Below are 19,775 nucleotides of genomic sequence, written 5' to 3' on the forward strand. Positions count from 1 at the left end.
CTATTGGTGCCAGGCAACCGGACAGGCATTCAGTGGTGTCACCGGCAGTTCACAGCCAGGCCAGGCCACTTCCAGTTGCATCTGGAATAATTGCATGGTGTCCAGTCCCGGAATAACATCAGGCGTCTGCCAGGCAGCCAGACGAGCCAGTTGATTCAGTCCCAGGCTGGACTCTAAACTTGAGCTAATCACTGCGGTCAGGCCAACTGCATGGGCCTGCTCAATCAGCGACAAACATTTTTGCACGGAACCCACCAGCGTGGGTTTGATGATAATCGCGGCGACGCCAGGCTCGGCTTTTACTTCAAAGCCCGGATCACGCACGGTTTCATCCCAGGCGATATCAATACCGGTTTCATGAGCGAAAGCCAGACTTTCTTCCTGTGTCTGACACGGCTCTTCCAGAAAGGCAATTTGCGCACGATGTGCTGGTGCCACATACTTGGCAAACTGCCGAGCTTTCAGCGGGGTCCACTGCCGATTGGCATCAAGTCGCAGACGCAGTCCGGGAATGGCCTCGATAAACATATTCGCCACCATGCCATCTCGTACCGCTTCATACAGCCCGACTTTAATCTTAGCGATCTTCTCGCCCGGCATCTGATTTAATGCCACCACCAATTCATCCGGGTCACCACTGCAAAGCGGCGCCACTTGGTAGTTACCCTCATCCGGCAACATCCCCATCAGTTCCATCTCCGCCATACTCAGGCCAAAAGCGACCGATGGTAATGCGTCGGACAGGCACAATGCTTTCCCGCTCACCCAATCAGCCAGTAATGCCTGAGCCTGCTGGCCGGCTTCTTCGGAACTTTCCAGACTGAATTCAGGCAACGGCGCAATTTCACCGTAGCCCGTTTTATCTCCGTCTTTCATTTCCACGATCCAGCCGTCACGGGTAACCAGACGCTGGTTACGTAAAATAACACCGGAGTCCATAGGGAGTTGGTACTGATAGAGTTTCGCGCTACGCATCGTTTCCTTCCACTTGTCGAATCTGATTGAGGATTTGCCTGATTGCCGTAGCGACGCTGTCGGGTTGTTCGGCATGGGCATTGTGCCCGGCCTGTTGAATCACCGTCAGAGATAATGCCGTTTGTCTCGCCAATTGCCGGAATTTGTCGTCCTGCTCACCGCACAGGTAATGAACCGGAACGGATAATCTCATCAGGTCAGACAATAACTGGGGTTGTTTTGCCAGCGATGTTGCCAGCATCATATGTGCTACAGCTAAACCAAGGTTATCACTGCGTTTAGCAATTAAACTTTGTCTTTGGTCATGATTTAATGAGGAAAACACCGGCTGCTGATACCAGTCAGCCAGTGCCTGTTCAATCGGCTCTTGGGTAAAACGTTTTGCCCAGCGCTGATCATTGTGCCAGCGTGCTGCCCGCTCGGATTCCGGCAAGCCGAAATGCCCGCCTTCCAGGATGATCCCCGCCAGCTGCCCGTGACACTTGACGTCGCCGGACTCCGCCCCATTGCGTGAATCGGCGACGAGGCTGTCAGAAGGACACATGGCAAGTTGGCTCTGACAAGCATGATACATCGCCAAACGCGCGCCCAGCGAGTAGCCCACCAGCACATAGCGACCAATTCCGCGCGCAGCCAACGTCTCGTTAAGCTGTGCATTGGCCTCAGCAAAGTCTGCAACCTGAATAAATCGACTGTGACCGTGGCCTGGCAGGTCAACGGTCACACAGGAGTAGAAAGGGGAAACGGCATCGACGACCCGACGCCAGTCCCGCCCGTTTCCCAGCAGCCCATGCAGGAAAACGAGCGTTGGGGTGGCTGATGGTTCAGCGCCCCCGGCCTGAAAGGTTTCAGAGTAGAGCGGCATCACGCACCTCAGCAAACAGCGCTTTTACCAGCGCCCCGCTTTCGCCCGGTGGCGTTTGTACTTCAATCAGGGTTGCCCCCTGAGTCGTCAGTCCTTGGCGGCAGGCCTGCTCTGCTTCTGCCAACGTGGTAGGACTGGCATAGTCAAGCCCGAACATGGCAGCCGCGTGACGAAACGACAGGCCGTGTGGCATCCGGTACAAGCTCTCTTTCTCACTTTCCGGTACCGGCAACAAATCGAAAATTGCCCCGCCATCATTGTTGGTCACCAGCACAACCACAGGTGCCGTGGCTTTGGCAAGCAACGCCAGCGAGTTGAGGTCGTACAGCAGTGACGTATCCCCAATCAGGCACAGTAACGGAGCCTTTCTTCCTCGCTGTACGCCTGCTGCCGTGGCAATCAGCCCGTCAATACCGGAAGCCCCGCGGTTAGCAAAGGTGGCGATATCCGACATTTTGGCACACATATCCAGCAGACGAACAATCATGCTGTTACCAAGGAAAAGCTCGGCACCTTCCGGCAGCCAACGGGTCACATTCGCCGCCAGACTAAGCTCATTTAATGCATTCTGCTGGCCGATAATCCGATGGAGCCGCTCTGATGCCCCCTTGAGAGCATCAGCCCAGCCGTGATGCTGAGGATCACAGTCGGCCCGCAACACCGCCTGGCTGAATGCCGAAATATCCGCCTGAATGCGACGGGTGCAGCGATAGCTTGGGTCAAGCGGTACCGCTAATGGGTCCACCAGCCAGTAATGCTGCCACTGATGCAGGTCAATCCAGTGCGCCAACCGTTTCGAGACCAGGCGACCGCCAAACTGCAGCACAACTTCCGCTTGTGACAACAACGCCGAACAGTCTGCGTTTTGCAGCCAGACATCAAAACCAGCCCACTCACTGTCGCCACAGGCCTGCGGGTCAGCCAGAAGAGGCCATCCCAGTTGCTGCGCCAAAGTCTGAACTAGCGCATATTCACCCGGGGCGAGCCGACCGGCAATCACAACGCCTTTTTGGTTCGCGCATGCCTGCCATGACAGCGCAATATCATCGCCGCGGAAAACCTGGTTGTTTTGGTATTGTGTGTAAGGCTCTGCCGACGTCTGCCAGAAAGAGAGCGGTGCCAGATAGGCAGAAAAATCCTCTGAACCACCATACAGCGGTTCCGGATAATGACAGTTGAAGTGCACCGCCCCCGCACGCAGTGCCTGCTGATACATCACTTTATCAATGGTCGTCAGCAGCCAGGCAGGATTGATTTCCAGTGATGGGGTCGGCAGCTCCTGAAATTCGGTGACATGACTGGAGAAAATGCCGTGCTGGCGAATCGCCTGATTAGCTCCACATTCGATCAGCTCTTCAGGCCGATCGGAGGTGAGCAGCACCAGCTTTTCACCGGTCAGTCCGCTTTCAGCCACTGCCGGCAACAAATTAGCGACCGCGGTTCCCGAAGTCACAATCACTGCGACCGGCTCTAAAGTCGCTTTAGCCAGCCCCAGTGCCATAAACCCGAGTCCCCGCTCATCAAAATGCGTGTGCAGGGTGAGTTTGTCATTGGCCGCGGCGGCCAGCGTCAGAGGGGTGGAACGCGATCCCGGAGCAATACACACGTGGCGTACGCCAAGACGGGTCAGTTCTTCAAGCAGCAAGCCAGCCCAAAGCTGATTGAGGGCGGCACGATATGCCGGAGGTTGATTCATGCCGTTTTCCGCTCTTTTTCCAGACATTGTACTGAGGGTATTGATGTCGCATCACAGTCATCCGACGCCTGCAGCAAGCTGCACAGGGTCGAGGTTTTTCTGTCCAGCTCCTGCCACTCACTGTCAGCGGTCGAGCCCGGCACAATGCCGGCACCGGCAAACAGGTGCAGGTCATCCCCCATGATCAGGGCGCTGCGGATCGCCACACAGAACTCAGTACGTTCACGACTCAGAAAACCGACCGAGCCACTGTACCAGCCGCGGGCAAACGGCTCATGATCCTGAATAAACGACAGGGCCTTATCGCGCGGCAAGCCGGCGATAGCGGCGGTCGGCTGCAGGCTTTCCAGCAGATCCGCGTTATCAACACTGGCTTTCAGGCGGGCATCAATCCCCCGCTTCAGGTGCTGCACCTGACGCAGCCGAATCAACTCCGGGGTTTGAGCGACCGTCATGCTCTGGCAGCAATCGCGCAGGCGACTGACAATGTCATCAACCACCAAGCTGTTTTCATAACGGTTTTTGCTGTCTTCCAGCAGCCAGCGGGCCAGTTGGTTATCTTCCGACGGACTCTGTCCCCGCCCGATGGTGCCGGCCAGAGCTTCCGTGTGCAGGGCTTCCCCCTGACGCAGAAACAGACGTTCCGGTGTCGAGCCGACAAAACAGTGTTTGGCGTCCAGCGCCATCAGGAAATGAAAACAGTGTCGGTTATTGGCACGACTGGCTTTCAGAAGCTGAGCCGGCGCAACCGGCCGATCCAACGTCAGTGTGGTTTTACGTGCCAGCACGACTTTTTCGAATTCACGCTGGGTAATGGCGTCGAGAGCCTGATCAATCATGGCAGACCAGCCATTAAAATCAGGCGTAAACGTACGCGCCAGAATTTTACTCTGGATATCGGCGACCGGTGTCGCTTCTGTACGGATCTTACTCAGCGTAGCAAGAACGGTTTCTTCCTGCTCAGGCGTCACATTGACAGCCAGTTGCCAGGTGTCATCCTGACGGCTGAGCTCAAGCACCGGCAAAAAGAAAAAAGAAGATAAACAACGCTGATTCCGGGAGGTACGTCCGTCAAAAGACCGACCGCCCCAAATTCGCTGCTGGGAAGCCAGTACCTTTTCTGCCGCTTTAGGATCGGTAAAGGTCTTGATCTGGCCCAGAGCCACAACCTCTTCCCGGCTGTCACGCGATTGCCAATAAAACTTCGGAAACAGTGGCTGAGATTCCAGCCAGTCAATCAGATCAGTCTCAGCCGGCAGATCCAGCTGTACTGTAAAACGTTGGGCGTGATCAGCATTGTGTCGAATTTTCTGCTGCAACAACGCAACGGCATGTTGTAACGCGGTCAAGGTAACCTCACTCAGCTCGCAAGCGCTTGTAAAGGCTCATCCATGGCTGATAGTAACACGGCTAATTGATTAGCATAATTATCCCGGAATGGGTGGCGGGGTATCCCTGTTAAGCCCGTCATTTTTCCCTATCCTGAATCACGTATTCTACCCCAGATAACCTATTCTGACTAATAAAGTCATGATTTAACACGTTCCTTCACATTCCGTCACAACGTTAACATTGGTGACGAAAAATCCAGCGATTCCTTTCTTTGTAACATAATATTCTGCCGACAGAGGGAAAGCAGCGTCATTTTTGACTTCAGGCAGGGTATTCCACCTATTCGACCAGAATTTAATTATATGAAACTCTATATTTCGCTATTTTTACCTGTAGGGTATTTATTTTCTGCTTCTTCATAGTGTAATTTGTGGATATTCACATTATCAAACAGGGTACCTATCAATGCACAATATTGGGATGTCATCCAAACTCAATAATGTCTGTTACGACATCAGAGGGCCTGTCCTCAAGCATGCCAAACGTATGGAAGAGGAAGGACACAAAATCCTCAAACTAAACATTGGCAACCCGGCCCCGTTTGGTTTTGACGCCCCGGATGAAATCCTGGTTGATGTGATCCGTAACCTGCCGACATCGCAGGGTTACTGTGACTCAAAAGGTATCTACTCTGCCCGTAAAGCCGTCGTGCAACACTACCAGAAGCGTGGTCTACTGGATCTGGATGTAGAAGACGTTTATATCGGTAATGGTGTTTCAGAGCTGATCGTGATGGCCATGCAGGCTCTGCTCAACAACAGTGACGAAGTTCTGGTGCCGGCACCGGATTACCCGCTGTGGACAGCCGCTGTCTCATTGTCAGGGGGGAAAGCCGTTCACTATATCTGTGACGAAGAATCAGACTGGTACCCGGACCTGGACGACATTCGCAGTAAAATCACGCCCAATACCCGTGGTATTGTGCTGATTAACCCGAATAACCCGACGGGTGCCGTTTACAGCCGTGACTTCCTGCTGGAAGTGGTGGAAATTGCCCGCCAGAATAAGCTGATCATCTTTGCCGATGAGATTTACGACAAAATCCTGTACGAAGGGGCTCAGCATACTTCTATCGCCCCGCTGGCTCCGGACGTGTTCTGTGTGACGTTCAACGGCCTGTCTAAATCCTACCGCGTCTGTGGTTTCCGGGCGGGTTGGATGGTGCTGTCCGGTCCGAAACACCTGGCAAAAGGCTATATTGAGGGGCTGGAAATGCTGTCCTCGATGCGTCTGTGTGCTAACGTACCGATGCAGCACGCGATTCAGACGGCACTCGGTGGCTATCAGAGCATTAATGAACTGATCCTGCCGGGAGGCCGCCTGTTAGAGCAGCGCGACAAAGCGTACGATCTGCTGACCTCAATTCCGGGTGTGTCGTGTGTGAAACCTAAAGGCGCCCTCTATCTGTTCCCGAAACTGGATCAGAAGAAGTTCAACATTATTGACGACCAGCGCATGGCGCTCGACTTCCTCACGCAGGAGAAAGTTCTGATTGTCCACGGCACCGGTTTTAACTGGCCGAAGCCAGACCACTTCCGTCTGGTGACACTGCCGCGGGTTGATGACCTGGAAATGGCGATGGGTCGCCTCGAACGCTTCCTGCACGGTTATCGTCAGTAACCGGATCATCCGAGCTTTCCGCCGGTTTATACGTAGCGTTTGATCTCACAGTGAAGCCCCGATTATCGGGGCTTCACTGTATGTCCTTCGGGATCATACGCAACGCGACCCCCATCACCGCGCATATCAGGAAGAATTCTGTTCCTCTGGTGAATATTTCTGTTACTTTTAAAACGTTAGCCTGAATTCCCCAAGAAGTACCGATATGAAACAAAGTCACTTTTTTGCCCACCTTGCCCGCATGAAACTGATCCAACGCTGGCCACTGATGCGTTGCGTTGAAACAGAGAACATTTCAGAGCACAGCCTGCAAGTTGCTTTTGTCGCCCATGCCCTGGCACTGATTAAAAACCGTAAGTTCGGCGGGCAGACCAACCCGGAGCGTATTGCGCTGCTTGGCATGTTTCACGACTGCAGTGAAGTACTGACCGGTGACATGCCCACTCCTATCAAGTACTACAACCCGGCCATTGCCGAGGAATACAAAAAAATTGAGCTGGCCGCCGAGAAAAAACTGCTGTCGATGCTGCCGGAAGAATTTCGCGACGACTATGCGCCGCTGCTCGACAGTCAAAAAGTCTGTCAGGAAGATTATGCGATCGTGAAACAGGCTGACAGCCTGTGCGCCTACCTGAAATGCCTGGAAGAGCTGAATGTCGGCAACCATGAGTTTGCGTCAGCGAAAAAGAACCTGGAGCAGACCCTTGCTACTCGCTCAACGCCGGAGATGCAATACTTTTTAGAAACCTTCGTGGAAAGCTTTAACCTCACCTTGGACGAGATCAGCTGATGACCCCGATTACCCTCAATTCGGCTTTCAAGGATATCTGGGAAGCGCGCAAGAGCAACGAACAAAAGATGCGCCGTAATGACCATCGTTCAGCCTACCAGCGTGACCGCGCCCGGATTCTGCATTCCGCCGCGTTTCGGCGCCTGCAAGCGAAAACCCAGGTGCATGGTGCCGGCCACCATGACTTTTACCGCACCCGCCTGACTCACTCACTGGAAGCTTCGCAAATTGGCACCGGTATTGTGGCTCAGCTCAAAATCAAACAGCCGGACTTTCGTCACCTGTTGCCTTCCAACAGCCTGATGGAAAGTCTGTGCCTTGCGCATGATATTGGCCATCCGCCCTTCGGGCACGGTGGCGAAGTTGCCCTGAATTATATGATGCGTGAACATGGCGGGTTTGAAGGCAATGCCCAGACGTTTCGCATTGTCACCCTGCTGGAACCTTACACCGAACACAACGGGATGAACCTCTCGCGTCGTACCCTGCTGGGACTGCTGAAATATCCGGCATTTATCAGCCAGACCCGGGCCACGGAGTTGCCTGCGGATGTGCACCATTTTCGTCACCTGAAAGCCAAAGACTGGTATCCGGCCAAAGGTATCTACAACGACGACAGCGAATTACTGCACTGGGTACTGGAGCCGCTTTCGACTCATGACCGCGAACTGTTCAGCCTGATGCGGGCAGAGCGCGGCCATCCCCGGGAGCACCTGAAAACCCGGTTCAAGTCGCTGGACTGCTCCATCATGGAACTGGCCGATGATATCGCATATGGCGTACATGATCTGGAAGATGCCATTGTGATGGGAATTGTCACTCGAGAACAATGGCAGGAAGCCGTTGCCAGTCGATTGGCCGATTGCGGCGAACCCTGGCTGGAAGAGCGAATTGGTTTACTCAGCGAGCAGCTGTTCGGCACTCATCACCAGCGTAAAGATGCCATTGGTGCCATGGTCAATGCGTTGCTGACGTCCATCCATATCGCGCCTGCGATTCAAAATGGCATCGACAGTTTTGAAAACCCGCTGCTACAGTGGAATGCCTTTTTGTCTGAGCCAATGGAGTCTGTGCTGGATGTGCTCAAGCAATTTGTCAGCCAGTACGTGGTGCACAAGCCGGATATCCAGTTACTGGAGTACAAAGGTCAGCAACTGGTAATGGAGTTGTTTGAAGCCTTTGCGTCCGACCCTGAGCGGCTGCTCCCGGAAAACACCCGCGAGCGTTGGCGCCAAGCCTACGATCTTGGCCTCAATGATCACCGTATCATCGCCGACTACATTTCCGGTATGACGGATGGATTTGCCCAGCGCCTGTACAGCACCCTGTTCCAGCCAACCTCGGCCGGAAACCTGATTGGAATGGACGGTCAGGGTTTCTGATCCTCCGTTACACATGGACAGGCTAATTCAATAGCAAAAAAACAGGCGCCACAAAACGGTGCCTGTTTTTATGTTGGCCCATTACATAAACCTGCTCGTTACCGCCATTTACCGGAATCTCAATGGGTGTCTTCGTGTTGGCCTTTACCAGTGTCATGCCGACTGTTTTTACAACTGCCTGTGCAAGTATCAGAGCCAGTCTCTTTATCTGTCACTGTGCCCGAGTAATTACACTCAAACACACCTTCAGGCATTTGGCGGATCTGGAAATCAATCATCCGGTTAAACACATCGAGCAGCGGAGTGAACTTCTCAGGATCATTTTCAAGTGCCGACAGCGCCAGATATCCGGCTTCTACGGTTGAGACCCCCTGATCTTTCGGGGACTTGCGAATACGGTAGTTGCCTTCCGCCGCCATATCGAGCGCCACCGTTGGCAGCTGGCGTAAATTCGCAGAAAGCTGCCACATCTTATACGCTTTCTTCCAAGTACCATCCAATAAGATCAAGGTGCGGCGCTTAGGGCTAACCGATGATTCTGGCTGAGACGCCAGTTGGCTGATTGGCCAAGCCCCTTCCCCTGGGTAGACAACCCAGGCTTCCCGATCCGGCTCTGCCAGCAGAGCATTGATTTCAGCGTGTCCGGAAAAGTCTTCGCCAACCCAAAGCCGGGCATTAGGCAGTGACAAGGTCAGAATGCGCGCCGTACCAATTGCCCGTTTTACTTCAGACGGGTGTTGTAATATCCACAACTCAGTTTTAGCATCAAGGACTTGAATCCAGCGGCAGATACAGGCCTTTCTGGCTTTACCGCACTGTTCACAATATCGACTCATAGGGGTTAACTTGTCTGTTCGTTTTTTTATCATCCTTGCGATCAGTTTCCTGGCATTGGCACAACTGCCAGTGATTCAGCCTATCCTTGACTGGCAACGCAATGCTATCGACCACGGTGAGATTTGGCGACTGATTACGGGAAATCTGACTCATACTAACTGGCCACACATGATAATGAACAGTCTGGCGTTGGCAATTATAACTTTCATTTTCCGCCGCCATCTCACCCCAGCCATTCTGCTGAAACTGATTCTGGGGCTGTCCTGCTGTGTCGGATTATCACTGCTTTGGTCTGACATGAACCGATACGCAGGATTATCCGGTGTGTTACACGGGCTGTTCGCTTGGGGGGCTATCCGAGATATTGAGCAGGAAGACAAAAGCGGTTGGTTACTGCTTGCTGGAGTCACCGCTAAAGTACTGTGGGAACAATGGTTTGGTGGTTCAGCCAGTTCAGCAGCCCTCATCAATGCCCGGGTTGCAGTAGAAGCACACCTTGCTGGAGCTGTGGCAGGCACAATCTGGGGGACTTGCCACGTATGGACCAAAAGGCACTGGCTTCGCCGTTCCTGAAGCCATCTGCATAAAGATAACTGCACTTTCGGCATAGCCAGTACCTGATTTGATTAAAGACAGCCGTTAACTACACAAAGCAATATGTTGTCTGCGGAGTCGAGAAGCCTACTGATCTACGGAGAAGCTCACGGCTCTATACCGTAATTCAGATACACCATGTTAAAGCTGAATACGGTCACGATTTTTGTCCACCGTCGCCGGCCCAATCCCCTTCACTTCAGAGAGTTGCTCAATCGATTCAAACTGACCATGTGTATCACGGTATTCGATGATACTGACAGCTTTCTCAGGCCCTACACCCAGCAAGAGTTTGTCCAGCTCTTCGGCATTCGCCGTATTGATGTTGACCGTAATTTCAATGCCTTCATGCTTGTTGTCATTGGCTTGTGCCATACCCAGCGGCAGACCGGCAACAACTACGGCCAGTACCAGTGCTTTCAACGTCGTTTTCATTATGATCTCCTAAAAGAACAGTCGTAGCAGGATTTGCTCTGCATAAAATGAAAAACTCTCGCCGCACCGTAAATCGAAATGCGTTTCCACCAGTCCAAAAAACGACGGGCCGCACAAGGCGGCCCGTCGATGAACTTATTAGTTACAATTAGTTTGCAGTTGAATCAACCGCGCTGTAACTCACTTCTGAGGTATCACGCAGCACTTGCAGGGTTGCCATCACATCTTGTTGTGCCAGCATCTGCTCAAGCTGTGTTGCCAGCTGGTTGTCAGTCGCGACCGAAGACACATCAGCTTCAATGACTTTATCCAACGCAATCAGCAGGATGTTGCCTTCTGCATCACGGGTAACACCGTAAACAGATTTGCCGTCCTGAGGTTTTGCCAGTGCAAACGCTTCCTGAGCAATCATGCGATCTTCGCCCATGCGTGAAATAGTCTTGGACGCGGAGAACGCCAGACCGTCTTCAGCCAGCATCTCTGTCTTACCGTCACGCAGAGAAGCAAGCAATGCATCGGCTTTGGCCTGTGCCTGCTCTTCGCCTTTCTGTACGGCCAGTTGCTGCTTCACTTTTTCAGAAACATCTTCAAACGGCAGCACCATCTCATCGCGGGAATCATTCACACGAACAACCACGATATGTTCAGGGCCGACTTCAATCACATCTGAGTTCAGACCGTCTTCACGCACTTCAGGGCTGAACAGCGCCTGCAGCACGGCAGGATTTGCCAGAACGCCCGGGGCGTCAGACTGAGAAATGAAATCCGTGGTCTGTACTTTGGCATTAACCGCTTCTGCAGCGTCTTCCAGCGAATCAGGCATTTCAAACGCTTTTTCTGCCAGTGCAGTTTGCAGATCGTAGAAAGCTTCCGCGGCACGCTGTTCACGTACTTCCGCCAGAATTTCATCACGAACATCTGCAAAGGCTTTCACCTGCGGAGCCTTGATATCGTCCAGCTTGATGATGTGGTAACCGAAGTCAGACTCCACAACGTCAGAGATATCGCCTTTCTGCAGGGCAAATGCGGCTTCCTCGAAAGCAGGATCCATCACACCGCGCTCAAACCAATCCAGCTTACCACCTTCCTGACCGCTGAAGGTGTCATCAGAAGATGTCTTTGCCAGCTCAGCAAAGTCAGCACCTGATTTCAACTGTGCCAGCAGTTGCTCCGCTTTTGCTTTCGCTTCGCTGCCTTTACCCTGAACCAGGATGTGACGAGCCAGGCGCTGCTCAGCAGTACCAAACTTACTCTTATGTTCTTCGTAGTAAGCTTTGGCATCTTCATCAGAAACTGTCAGCGTGTTTTTCAGGTTGTCACCAGACAGCTCAATGTACGCTGCTTTCACCTGATCCGGACGCATGTACATTTGAGGATTCTGCTCGTAGAACGCTTTCGCTTCGTCATCGCTGACGTCTACGTTTTTAGTAAATTCCGCAACGTTCAGAGTCAGCGTACGAATATCACGCTGTTGCTGCTCAAGCTTGGTCAGCGCAGTCAGTTCATTGCTCAATGCAAAGTCACTGCCCTGAATCGCAATCAGGAACTGCTGACGCAGCAGATCCGTACGCATGGACTCAGCAAACATATCCGGAGTCATACCGGCGCGACGCAGCAGCATGTTGTACTGTTCGTTATCAAACGCACCGTCACGCTGGAATTCAGGCATGGACAAAATGGTCTGACGTACCTGCGTATCAGAAATACGCATACCCAGTTCTTCCGCACGCTGCTGAATCAGCAGGTCATTGACCATACGGTCCAGCACGTTGCGACGGAACTGCTGTACGTAAGCCGGGTCGCCCATCAGAGTTGAAAAGTAATCACCCAGTTGCGATTGCATGCGATTACGTTCGTTCTGGTAAGCCGTCTCGAATTCGCGCTGGCTGATTTCCTGACCATCAACTTTAGCGGCAAATTGGTTACCGCTGCCAGCCAGGTAGCTTCCCACCCCTGCAAACACAAAAGAAAGAATAATCAGACCAAGAATAATCTTAACCCAAATGCTGTTTGCGCCTTCGCGCATTCGCTCCATCATAATTTGCCGTATCTCCTACTGATTCGATCTGGCATGTTACACCAACCGGAATAAGCCCAACACAGTTTGCCGGTGTTTCCACCCAGGCTTACCCGTTGAGTGATGAGTAAAGAATGCAAACAGGCCAGAGCCTGAATATCACACCACTTAAAGTAAAAAAGCGCATCGACCCGATGCGCCTTTAGCTTTTACCAAGTTGCCAGCTTTGACAACCAGGAATTTTGTTTGTTCCTACAAACTTGGGTCTGCCCCTTAGTTTACAGAATCTTTCAGCGCTTTACCTGCTTTGAAGCCAGGAACTTTAGCCGCAGCGATCTGGATTTCTGCGCCAGTTTGCGGGTTACGGCCAGTACGAGCAGCGCGCTCACGTACAGAGAATGTACCAAAGCCAACCAGAGAAACCTGATCGCCTGATTTCAGGCTTTCAGACACTGCTTCAATGAAGGCATCCAGCGCACGGCCTGCAGACGCTTTTGAGATATCCGCATTTTCGGCGATTTTGTCAACTAGTTGTGTTTTGTTCACGATCTCATCCCCTCTATGAACATTTCCGCTTGCAGCCTTTTGGCAAACAGTGCATCACGGATAAAAAATACCAGGTCTAATTATATCAAGTCATCGCCCAAATTGGCGCGGAAGCATTGATATTATTGAGCTAACGGCAAATTAGACTTAACTTATAGCCACACAAAAAAACGCTGACAAGGCTTTTTCTCCCTGAAAGCGTTTTTTCATTACTTAACTTTGCTGCATGTCACTGTTTTGAACGTTTACCAGCTCGATGCCTGATGGATTATTCTGAAGCGCCACATTCAGCACTTCATCAATCCAGCGTACCGGACGCACTTCCAAATCCGCAATCACGTTATCAGGAATCTCTTCCAAATCACGCTCATTTTCTTTCGGAATCAGAACGGTCTTGATGCCGCCACGGTGTGCCGCCAGCAGTTTTTCTTTCAAACCACCAATCGGCAACACTTCACCACGCAAGGTAATTTCACCGGTCATTGCCACATCACCACGTACCGGGTTGCCGGTCAGGCTGGATACCAGTGCCGTACACATTGCAATACCAGCACTTGGGCCATCCTTCGGTGTAGCCCCTTCCGGAACGTGAACGTGAATATCACGCTTCTCGTAGAAGTCAGGTGAAATGCCCAGACGCTCTGCTCGAGTACGAACTACGGTCATTGCCGCCTGAATCGACTCTTGCATCACATCGCCCAGTGAACCCGTGTAAGTCAGTTTGCCTTTACCCGGCATAGATTCGGTTTCAATGGTCAGCAAATCACCGCCCACTTCCGTCCACGCCAGACCAGTAACCTGGCCAACACGATTGTTTTCTTCCGCTTTACCGTAGTCAAAACGCTGAACGCCCAGGTAATCTTTCAGGTTAGCCTGATTGATAACCACTTTCTTGGTTTGCGGATTCAGCAGAATCTCTTTCACGGCCTTCCGGCACAGTTTGGAGATTTCGCGCTCCAGACTACGCACACCCGCTTCTCGGGTATAGTAGCGGATAATACCGACCAGCGCCGAATCATCCACTTCCACTTCACCCGGCTTCAAGCCATTACGCTTGATTTGCTTATCCAGCAGGTGACGTTTGGCAATGTTCAGTTTTTCGTCTTCGGTGTAGCCCGACAGGCGAATCACTTCCATACGGTCCAACAACGGGCCTGGAATATTCATGGAGTTAGACGTTGCCACAAACATGACGTCTGACAGGTCGTAGTCCACTTCCAGGTAGTGGTCGTTAAACGCATTGTTCTGTTCCGGATCCAGAACCTCCAGCAGAGCGGAAGCCGGATCGCCGCGCATGTCAGATGACATTTTGTCAATCTCATCCAGCAGGAACAGTGGGTTTTTCACCCCAACCTTGGCCATTTTCTGAATCAGCTTACCCGGCATCGAGCCGATGTAGGTCCGACGGTGACCGCGAATTTCCGCTTCATCACGTACGCCGCCCAGCGCCATACGCACATACTGACGGCCGGTTGCAGCCGCAATAGACTGACCCAGCGAGGTTTTACCAACACCCGGAGGCCCCACCAGACACAGAATCGGTCCTTTCAGCTTATTGATACGGGTCTGAACAGCGAGGTACTCAAGGATACGCTCTTTCACACGCTCCAGACCGTAGTGGTCAGCGTTCAGAATTTCCTCAGCCTTCGCCAGGTTTTTCTTCACTTTAGAGCGCTTGTGCCATGGCACGCTAAGCATCCAATCGATGTAGCCACGAACCACGGTTGCTTCCGCTGACATCGGCGACATCATTTTCAGCTTCTGCAGTTCCTGCTCTGTTTTCTCACGAGCTTCGGCTGGCATCTTCGACTCTTCGATTTTCTTCTTGAGCGTTTCGAATTCATCCGGTGCGTCATCCAGCTCACCCAGTTCTTTCTGGATCGCTTTCATCTGCTCGTTGAGGTAGTACTCGCGCTGGCTCTTTTCCATCTGCTTCTTCACGCGGCCGCGGATGCGTTTTTCCACTTGCAGCAGATCGATTTCCGATTCCATCATCGCCATCAGGAACTCAAGGCGTTCCGTGACATCAACGATTTCCAGCACTTTTTGTTTGTCAGCCAGCTTCAATGGCATGTGAGCTGCGATGGTATCCGCAAGGCGCGCAGCTTCATCGATCCCGTTAAGTGAGGTCAGGACCTCCGGCGGGATCTTCTTGTTCAGTTTAATGAAACCTTCAAACTGGCTGATAGCGGTACGAACCAGGACTTCCTGCTCGCGCTCGTCCATCTCTTCCGTTACCAGGAACTCAGCATCTGCCACGAAGAATTCGTCATCACGCAGATTTTCAACACGGGCGCGCTGCTGGCCTTCTACCAGTACTTTTACCGTGCCGTCTGGCAGTTTAAGCAGCTGCAGGATCGTGGCAACTGTACCCACGTTGTACAAGTCAGTGATCGAAGGTTCGTCAGTCGCCGCTTCTTTTTGGGCCACCAACAGAATTTGTTTGTTGTCTTCCATTGCCGCTTCAAGGCAACGAATAGATTTATCCCGGCCTACGAACAATGGAATGACCATGTGCGGGTAGACCACCACATCTCGCAGTGGCAGAACGGGGATCTCAAGGCGTTCCGAACGCTCCAGGTTCATATTATTCTCTCTTCCGTTCAATCTCTTTACTGAGTATATGGGGGCAAGGGAGCAAGATTCAACGGGATAACGTGCAGAAAATAAAAAAGGAGGCGAAAGCCTCCTTTTTTTATCCAGACTGGACAGAAATCACTCAGCACCTGCTGCCTGACTTTCTGTGTTCTCATAAATCAGCAGAGGCTCAGATTCGCCCTTAATCACTGATTCATCAATCACAACCTTGCTGACGCCTTCCGCAGACGGCAGTTCGTACATGGTATCCAGCAGTACCGCTTCCACGATTGAACGCAGACCACGCGCACCGGTTTTACGTTCCATCGCTTTACGTGCGATAGCCACCAGCGCATCCTCACGGAACTCAAGCTCAACGTTTTCCAGCTCAAGCAGTGCGGCGTATTGTTTGGTCAGGGCATTCTTCGGCTCACGCAGAATCTGAACCAGTGCATCTTCATCCAGCTCGTTCAGGATCGCAGTGACCGGCAGACGACCGATGAATTCCGGGATCAGACCGTATTTCACCAAATCTTCCGGCTCAACCTGCTCGAACAAGTCGCTCAGAGTACGGGTTTCGTCTTTCGAGCGGACATCCGCGCCGAAACCGATACCGGTGCCGGTTGCCACACGCTGCTCAACCACTTTATCCAGGCCAGCAAACGCACCACCACAGATAAACAGAATCTTGGATGTATCAACCTGCAGGAATTCCTGCTGCGGGTGCTTACGACCACCTTGTGGCGGTACAGAAGCCACCGTGCCTTCGATCAGCTTCAGCAGAGCCTGCTGAACGCCTTCACCCGACACGTCGCGTGTAATCGACGGGTTATCGGACTTACGGGAAATCTTGTCAATTTCATCAATGTAAACAATACCGCGCTCTGCTTTAGCAACATCGTAGTCACATTTTTGCAGAAGCTTCTGAATGATATTCTCTACATCTTCGCCCACATACCCTGCTTCCGTCAGAGTGGTGGCGTCAGCCATTGTAAATGGCACGTCAAGCATGCGTGCGAGGGTCTCAGCCAGCAGTGTCTTACCACTACCCGTTGGACCAATCAGCAAAATGTTACTTTTGCCAAGCTCAACCCCTTCACTGTTGGTGTCACCATTGCGCAGGCGTTTGTAGTGGTTATATACCGCTACCGCCAGTACTTTTTTCGCATGGTCCTGACCAATCACGTATTCATCCAGGTTTGCACGAATTTGCTGTGGTGTCGGCAGTTCGCTACCTTCTCGCTTAGGCATCACTTCTTTGATTTCTTCGCGAATAATGTCGTTGCACAAATCAACGCACTCATCACAAATATAAACAGAAGGGCCTGCAATCAGCTTGCGAACTTCATGCTGACTTTTACCGCAGAAAGAGCAGTACAGCAGTTTTCCACTACCGCTCTCTTTTCGCTTATCTGTCATTCGCTAACCTCTTTTCGGGTTTTACCCCATCATTGCCTTGTTTTGAGTGTATAACAACTCAGGTTGTTTTGCTCCGTAAGGAAACATTTCCCACCGGAGCAAATCATCAGTTGTTACGCTGGCTCAAAACAGCATCGACCAAGCCGTATTCCACCGCTTGCTCAGCCGACATAAAGTTATCACGATCTGTGTCTCGTTCAACCACTTCCAGCGGCTGACCCGTATGGTCGGCCAGCAGGTTGTTAAGACGATTCTTGATCGTCAGGATTTCCTGAGCATGGATCTGAATATCGGATGCCTGACCCTGGAAACCGCCCAGAGGCTGGTGAATCATGACACGAGAATTCGGCAGGCAGTAACGTTTCCCTTTAGCACCGCCAGCCAGCAGGAAGGCACCCATAGAGCAAGCCTGACCCATACATACTGTGCTCACGTTTGGCTTGATGTACTGCATGGTGTCATAAATAGACATACCTGCAGTTACTGAACCACCTGGTGAGTTAATGTATAGGAAGATATCTTTATCCGGGTTCTCGGATTCCAGGAACAGAAGCTGGGCAACAACCAGATTAGCCATATGATCTTCAACCTGGCCGGTCAAGAAGATCACACGCTCTTTTAACAGTCGGGAATAGATGTCGTAGGAACGTTCACCACGTGAAGTCTGCTCGACCACCATAGGAACCAGCGCATCCAAAATCGGCGACATAGCGTTTTTGTCTTGGTAGCTCATAACGTTATTTCCCTAAAATAAATGGCCCGAATGAAATTACTCTCACACGGACCATTGTTAGCAGAAGATTTGAAGTAAAGTCAAATCTCTACAGTAATTTCAGCAAATTAAGCAGCTGGTTGGTTCATCAGCTCGTTAAAGCCAACTTCTTTCTCAGAAACCTGAGCTTTCGCCAGCAGCGCGTCGATTGCTTGCTCTTCCAGAGCAACGTTACGCATGTTGTTCATCATTTGCTCGTTTTGCTCGTAGTAAGCAACAACTTCTGATGGATCTTCGTATGCAGAAGCCATTTCAGCGATGATTGCTTTAACGCGCTCTTCATCAACTTTCAGCTCTTCAGACTTGATCACTTCACCCAGCAGCAGGCCAACAACTACGCGGCGCTTAGCTTGCTCTTCGAACAGCTCACGTGGCAGTTCAGGTGCGTTCTGAGCGTTGCCGCCGAAACGTTGAACAGCTTGCTGACGCAGAACATTGATTTCCTGATCGATCAGAGCAGCAGGAACAGTGATGTCGTTTTGCTCAACCAGACCGTTCAGCACCTGATCTTTGATGCGAGCTTTAACAGCTTGCTTCATTTCACGTTCCATGTTCTTGCGAACTTCTGCTTTCAGACCGTCAACAGAACCGTCTTCGATACCGAATTTAGCAACGAACTCTTCAGTCATTTCTGGCAGTTCCTGCGCTTCAACTTTGTGCAGTTTGATAGCGAAAGATGCTGCTTTACCTTTCAGGTTTTCAGCGTGGTATTCTTCTGGGAAAGTCACTTCTACAGTGAACTCTTCGCCAGCTTTCTTACCAACGATACCGTCTTCGAAACCTGGGATCATGCGGCCCTGGCCCATTGCCAGTGCAAAACCTTCAGCTTTACCGCCTTCGAACTCTTCGCCGTCGATAGAGCCAGTGAAGTCGATAGTTACGCGGCTGTCTTCAACTGCTGCTGCGTCAACTTCTTTCCAAGTTGCCTGCTGCTTACGCAGAGTATCCAGCATCGCTTCAACGTCTTCGTCTTTCACGTTTACAGTTGGTTTTTCAACTGCGATTTTGTCCAGACCAGACAGTTCGATTTCTGGGAATACTTCGAAAGACGCTTTGAATACCAGGTCTTTACCTTCAGCGATTTCTACTGGAGTGAAAGTTGGTGCGCCTGCTGGGTTAATTTTTTCTTTTACGATTGCTTCGATGTAGTGACGCTGCATCACTTCACCCAGAATGTCCTGACGTACAGATGCGCCGAACATACGAGCAACCATTTTCAGCGGAGCTTTACCTGGACGGAAACCATCGAAACGACGATTCTTCGCGATTTTCTTCAGTTCAGCGGCTACTGCATCTTCGATGTTAGCAGCTGGTACTGTGATAGTTAGTTGGCGTTCTAGACCTTCAGTGGTTTCAACGGTAACTTGCATTTTATATAACCTCAAAACTTACTCAGTTTGTCTGAGTGATGTTGCCGATCAGCGGCGCTGACGGTGGCATCCTTTCGTGTTATGGCTGACGCTCGTCAAAACCATAACGCCTGAATTCTGATAATTTCTGTTCTGCCGGCCTAAACGCCAATGAGCCAGAAATTAAAAACGCGGTATTATAGCGATCCTGTGCCTGCTCGTCGAGACAGCTACACCGCACCGCAATTTGACCATTCACACAAGATAGGGGCAAAAATTCCATTTACAAGAGAAAAGCGTAAAAAAATCGCGCCTAATTAAGATTTTTTGAGCACGTCCTGAAATATTCGTACTAAACACCATCCAAACGCTGCAATTTACACCACCTGTTTTTGTCTTCCACCCTGACCGGTTGCTGAACTTTTATACATCTGAGTACGTATGATTTCTCAAATCGTGGTTGTTCATAGTGCTCCACCAGCAGCTCTTAAGATTGAGAACTGTTAGGC

The 19,775-nt window shown here is 51.5% G+C and carries 16 protein-coding genes; 4 read left to right on the forward strand and 12 right to left on the reverse strand.

Annotation, left to right across the window (positions count from 1 at the left end):
• Genes menC through FH974_RS11085 form a run of 4 tightly spaced genes read right to left on the reverse strand, consistent with a single transcriptional unit; the run spans window position 1 to window position 4,885 of the window.
• Complete coding sequence (gene menC, locus FH974_RS11070; RefSeq protein WP_047887571.1) at window positions 1-975, reverse strand: o-succinylbenzoate synthase; 975 nt, start codon at window positions 973-975, stop codon at window positions 1-3.
• Window positions 968-1,840, reverse strand: coding sequence for a 2-succinyl-6-hydroxy-2,4-cyclohexadiene-1-carboxylate synthase (menH, locus tag FH974_RS11075; RefSeq protein WP_047887570.1), 873 nt, complete (start codon window positions 1,838-1,840; stop codon window positions 968-970). Before menH ends, menC begins: the two co-directional genes overlap by 8 nt.
• Window positions 1,824-3,536: a 2-succinyl-5-enolpyruvyl-6-hydroxy-3-cyclohexene-1-carboxylic-acid synthase gene (gene menD / locus FH974_RS11080; RefSeq protein ID WP_047887569.1), complete on the reverse strand. Its 1,713-nt coding sequence runs from the start codon at window positions 3,534-3,536 to the stop codon at window positions 1,824-1,826. The genes menH and menD overlap by 17 nt, the downstream gene beginning before the upstream one ends.
• Window positions 3,533-4,885, reverse strand: a complete 1,353-nt coding sequence (locus FH974_RS11085) for an isochorismate synthase (RefSeq protein WP_207103278.1) — start codon at window positions 4,883-4,885, stop codon at window positions 3,533-3,535. Before FH974_RS11085 ends, menD begins: the two co-directional genes overlap by 4 nt.
• A 448-nt stretch (window positions 4,886-5,333) precedes the next feature.
• On the opposite strand from FH974_RS11085, the gene FH974_RS11090 reads away from it, so the two are divergent.
• The 3 genes from FH974_RS11090 to FH974_RS11100 all read left to right on the forward strand — a co-directional run bounded on the left by FH974_RS11090 (window position 5,334) and on the right by FH974_RS11100 (window position 8,720).
• Entirely contained in the window at window positions 5,334-6,548 is a 1,215-nt protein-coding gene (locus tag FH974_RS11090) for a pyridoxal phosphate-dependent aminotransferase (protein WP_047887567.1), read from the forward strand.
• Between the two features lie 205 nt (window positions 6,549-6,753).
• A complete protein-coding gene (yfbR, locus tag FH974_RS11095; RefSeq protein WP_047887566.1) occupies window positions 6,754-7,338 on the forward strand; it encodes a 5'-deoxynucleotidase in 585 nt (194 codons plus the stop codon).
• Window positions 7,338-8,720 carry an anti-phage deoxyguanosine triphosphatase gene (locus FH974_RS11100; protein WP_047887565.1) on the forward strand — a complete coding sequence of 461 codons (1,383 nt, stop codon included), beginning with the start codon at window positions 7,338-7,340 and terminating at the stop codon, window positions 8,718-8,720. Before yfbR ends, FH974_RS11100 begins: the two co-directional genes overlap by 1 nt.
• A gap of 119 nt (window positions 8,721-8,839) precedes the next feature.
• Here the strand turns inward: FH974_RS11100 and FH974_RS11105 are convergent, their stop codons facing one another.
• Entirely contained in the window at window positions 8,840-9,556 is a 717-nt protein-coding gene (locus FH974_RS11105; protein WP_084712692.1) for a tRNA-uridine aminocarboxypropyltransferase, read from the reverse strand.
• A 10-nt stretch (window positions 9,557-9,566) separates the two neighbouring features.
• On the opposite strand from FH974_RS11105, the gene rrtA reads away from it, so the two are divergent.
• Window positions 9,567-10,130 (forward strand): rhombosortase, encoded by a 564-nt coding sequence (gene rrtA, locus FH974_RS11110; protein ID WP_047887564.1) that lies wholly within the window; start codon window positions 9,567-9,569, stop codon window positions 10,128-10,130.
• Between the two features lie 162 nt (window positions 10,131-10,292).
• Here the strand turns inward: rrtA and FH974_RS11115 are convergent, their stop codons facing one another.
• The 7 genes from FH974_RS11115 to tig form a co-directional block, all read right to left on the reverse strand.
• Complete coding sequence (locus tag FH974_RS11115) at window positions 10,293-10,586, reverse strand: ComEA family DNA-binding protein (protein ID WP_047887563.1); 294 nt, start codon at window positions 10,584-10,586, stop codon at window positions 10,293-10,295.
• A 148-nt stretch (window positions 10,587-10,734) separates the two neighbouring features.
• On the reverse strand, window positions 10,735-12,624 hold the full coding sequence (gene ppiD / locus FH974_RS11120; RefSeq protein ID WP_047887562.1) for a peptidylprolyl isomerase: 1,890 nt from the start codon (window positions 12,622-12,624) through the stop codon (window positions 10,735-10,737).
• Window positions 12,625-12,876: 252 nt separating this feature from the next.
• Complete coding sequence (gene hupB, locus FH974_RS11125) at window positions 12,877-13,149, reverse strand: nucleoid-associated protein HU-beta (RefSeq protein WP_047887561.1); 273 nt, start codon at window positions 13,147-13,149, stop codon at window positions 12,877-12,879.
• A 213-nt stretch (window positions 13,150-13,362) separates the two neighbouring features.
• Window positions 13,363-15,735 carry an endopeptidase La gene (lon, locus tag FH974_RS11130; protein WP_047887560.1) on the reverse strand — a complete coding sequence of 791 codons (2,373 nt, stop codon included), beginning with the start codon at window positions 15,733-15,735 and terminating at the stop codon, window positions 13,363-13,365.
• 129 nt (window positions 15,736-15,864) lie between these two features.
• Window positions 15,865-17,145 (reverse strand): ATP-dependent protease ATP-binding subunit ClpX, encoded by a 1,281-nt coding sequence (gene clpX / locus FH974_RS11135; protein WP_047887559.1) that lies wholly within the window; start codon window positions 17,143-17,145, stop codon window positions 15,865-15,867.
• 106 nt (window positions 17,146-17,251) lie between these two features.
• Window positions 17,252-17,878: an ATP-dependent Clp endopeptidase proteolytic subunit ClpP gene (gene clpP / locus FH974_RS11140; RefSeq protein WP_047887558.1), complete on the reverse strand. Its 627-nt coding sequence runs from the start codon at window positions 17,876-17,878 to the stop codon at window positions 17,252-17,254.
• A 107-nt stretch (window positions 17,879-17,985) separates the two neighbouring features.
• Window positions 17,986-19,287, reverse strand: coding sequence for a trigger factor (gene tig / locus FH974_RS11145; protein ID WP_047887557.1), 1,302 nt, complete (start codon window positions 19,285-19,287; stop codon window positions 17,986-17,988).
• Window positions 19,288-19,775: the final 488 nt, after the last annotated feature.

Origin of the sequence: Photobacterium ganghwense (assembly GCF_017329545.1) — a bacterium.
GTDB classification, from domain to species: Bacteria; Pseudomonadota; Gammaproteobacteria; order Enterobacterales; family Vibrionaceae; genus Photobacterium; species Photobacterium ganghwense.

Coding starts and splice junctions, on each gene's coding strand:
- FH974_RS11105 (WP_084712692.1), bottom strand. CDS start 9,556: ATGAGTCGATATTGTGAACAGTGCGGTAAAGCCAGAAAGGCCTGTATC.
- menH (WP_047887570.1), bottom strand. CDS start 1,840: ATGCCGCTCTACTCTGAAACCTTTCAGGCCGGGGGCGCTGAACCATCA.
- FH974_RS11115 (WP_047887563.1), bottom strand. CDS start 10,586: ATGAAAACGACGTTGAAAGCACTGGTACTGGCCGTAGTTGTTGCCGGT.
- ppiD (WP_047887562.1), bottom strand. CDS start 12,624: ATGATGGAGCGAATGCGCGAAGGCGCAAACAGCATTTGGGTTAAGATT.
- FH974_RS11090 (WP_047887567.1), top strand. CDS start 5,334: ATGCACAATATTGGGATGTCATCCAAACTCAATAATGTCTGTTACGAC.
- lon (WP_047887560.1), bottom strand. CDS start 15,735: ATGAACCTGGAGCGTTCGGAACGCCTTGAGATCCCCGTTCTGCCACTG.
- menC (WP_047887571.1), bottom strand. CDS start 975: ATGCGTAGCGCGAAACTCTATCAGTACCAACTCCCTATGGACTCCGGT.
- menD (WP_047887569.1), bottom strand. CDS start 3,536: ATGAATCAACCTCCGGCATATCGTGCCGCCCTCAATCAGCTTTGGGCT.
- FH974_RS11100 (WP_047887565.1), top strand. CDS start 7,338: ATGACCCCGATTACCCTCAATTCGGCTTTCAAGGATATCTGGGAAGCG.
- tig (WP_047887557.1), bottom strand. CDS start 19,287: ATGCAAGTTACCGTTGAAACCACTGAAGGTCTAGAACGCCAACTAACT.
- yfbR (WP_047887566.1), top strand. CDS start 6,754: ATGAAACAAAGTCACTTTTTTGCCCACCTTGCCCGCATGAAACTGATC.
- clpX (WP_047887559.1), bottom strand. CDS start 17,145: ATGACAGATAAGCGAAAAGAGAGCGGTAGTGGAAAACTGCTGTACTGC.
- clpP (WP_047887558.1), bottom strand. CDS start 17,878: ATGAGCTACCAAGACAAAAACGCTATGTCGCCGATTTTGGATGCGCTG.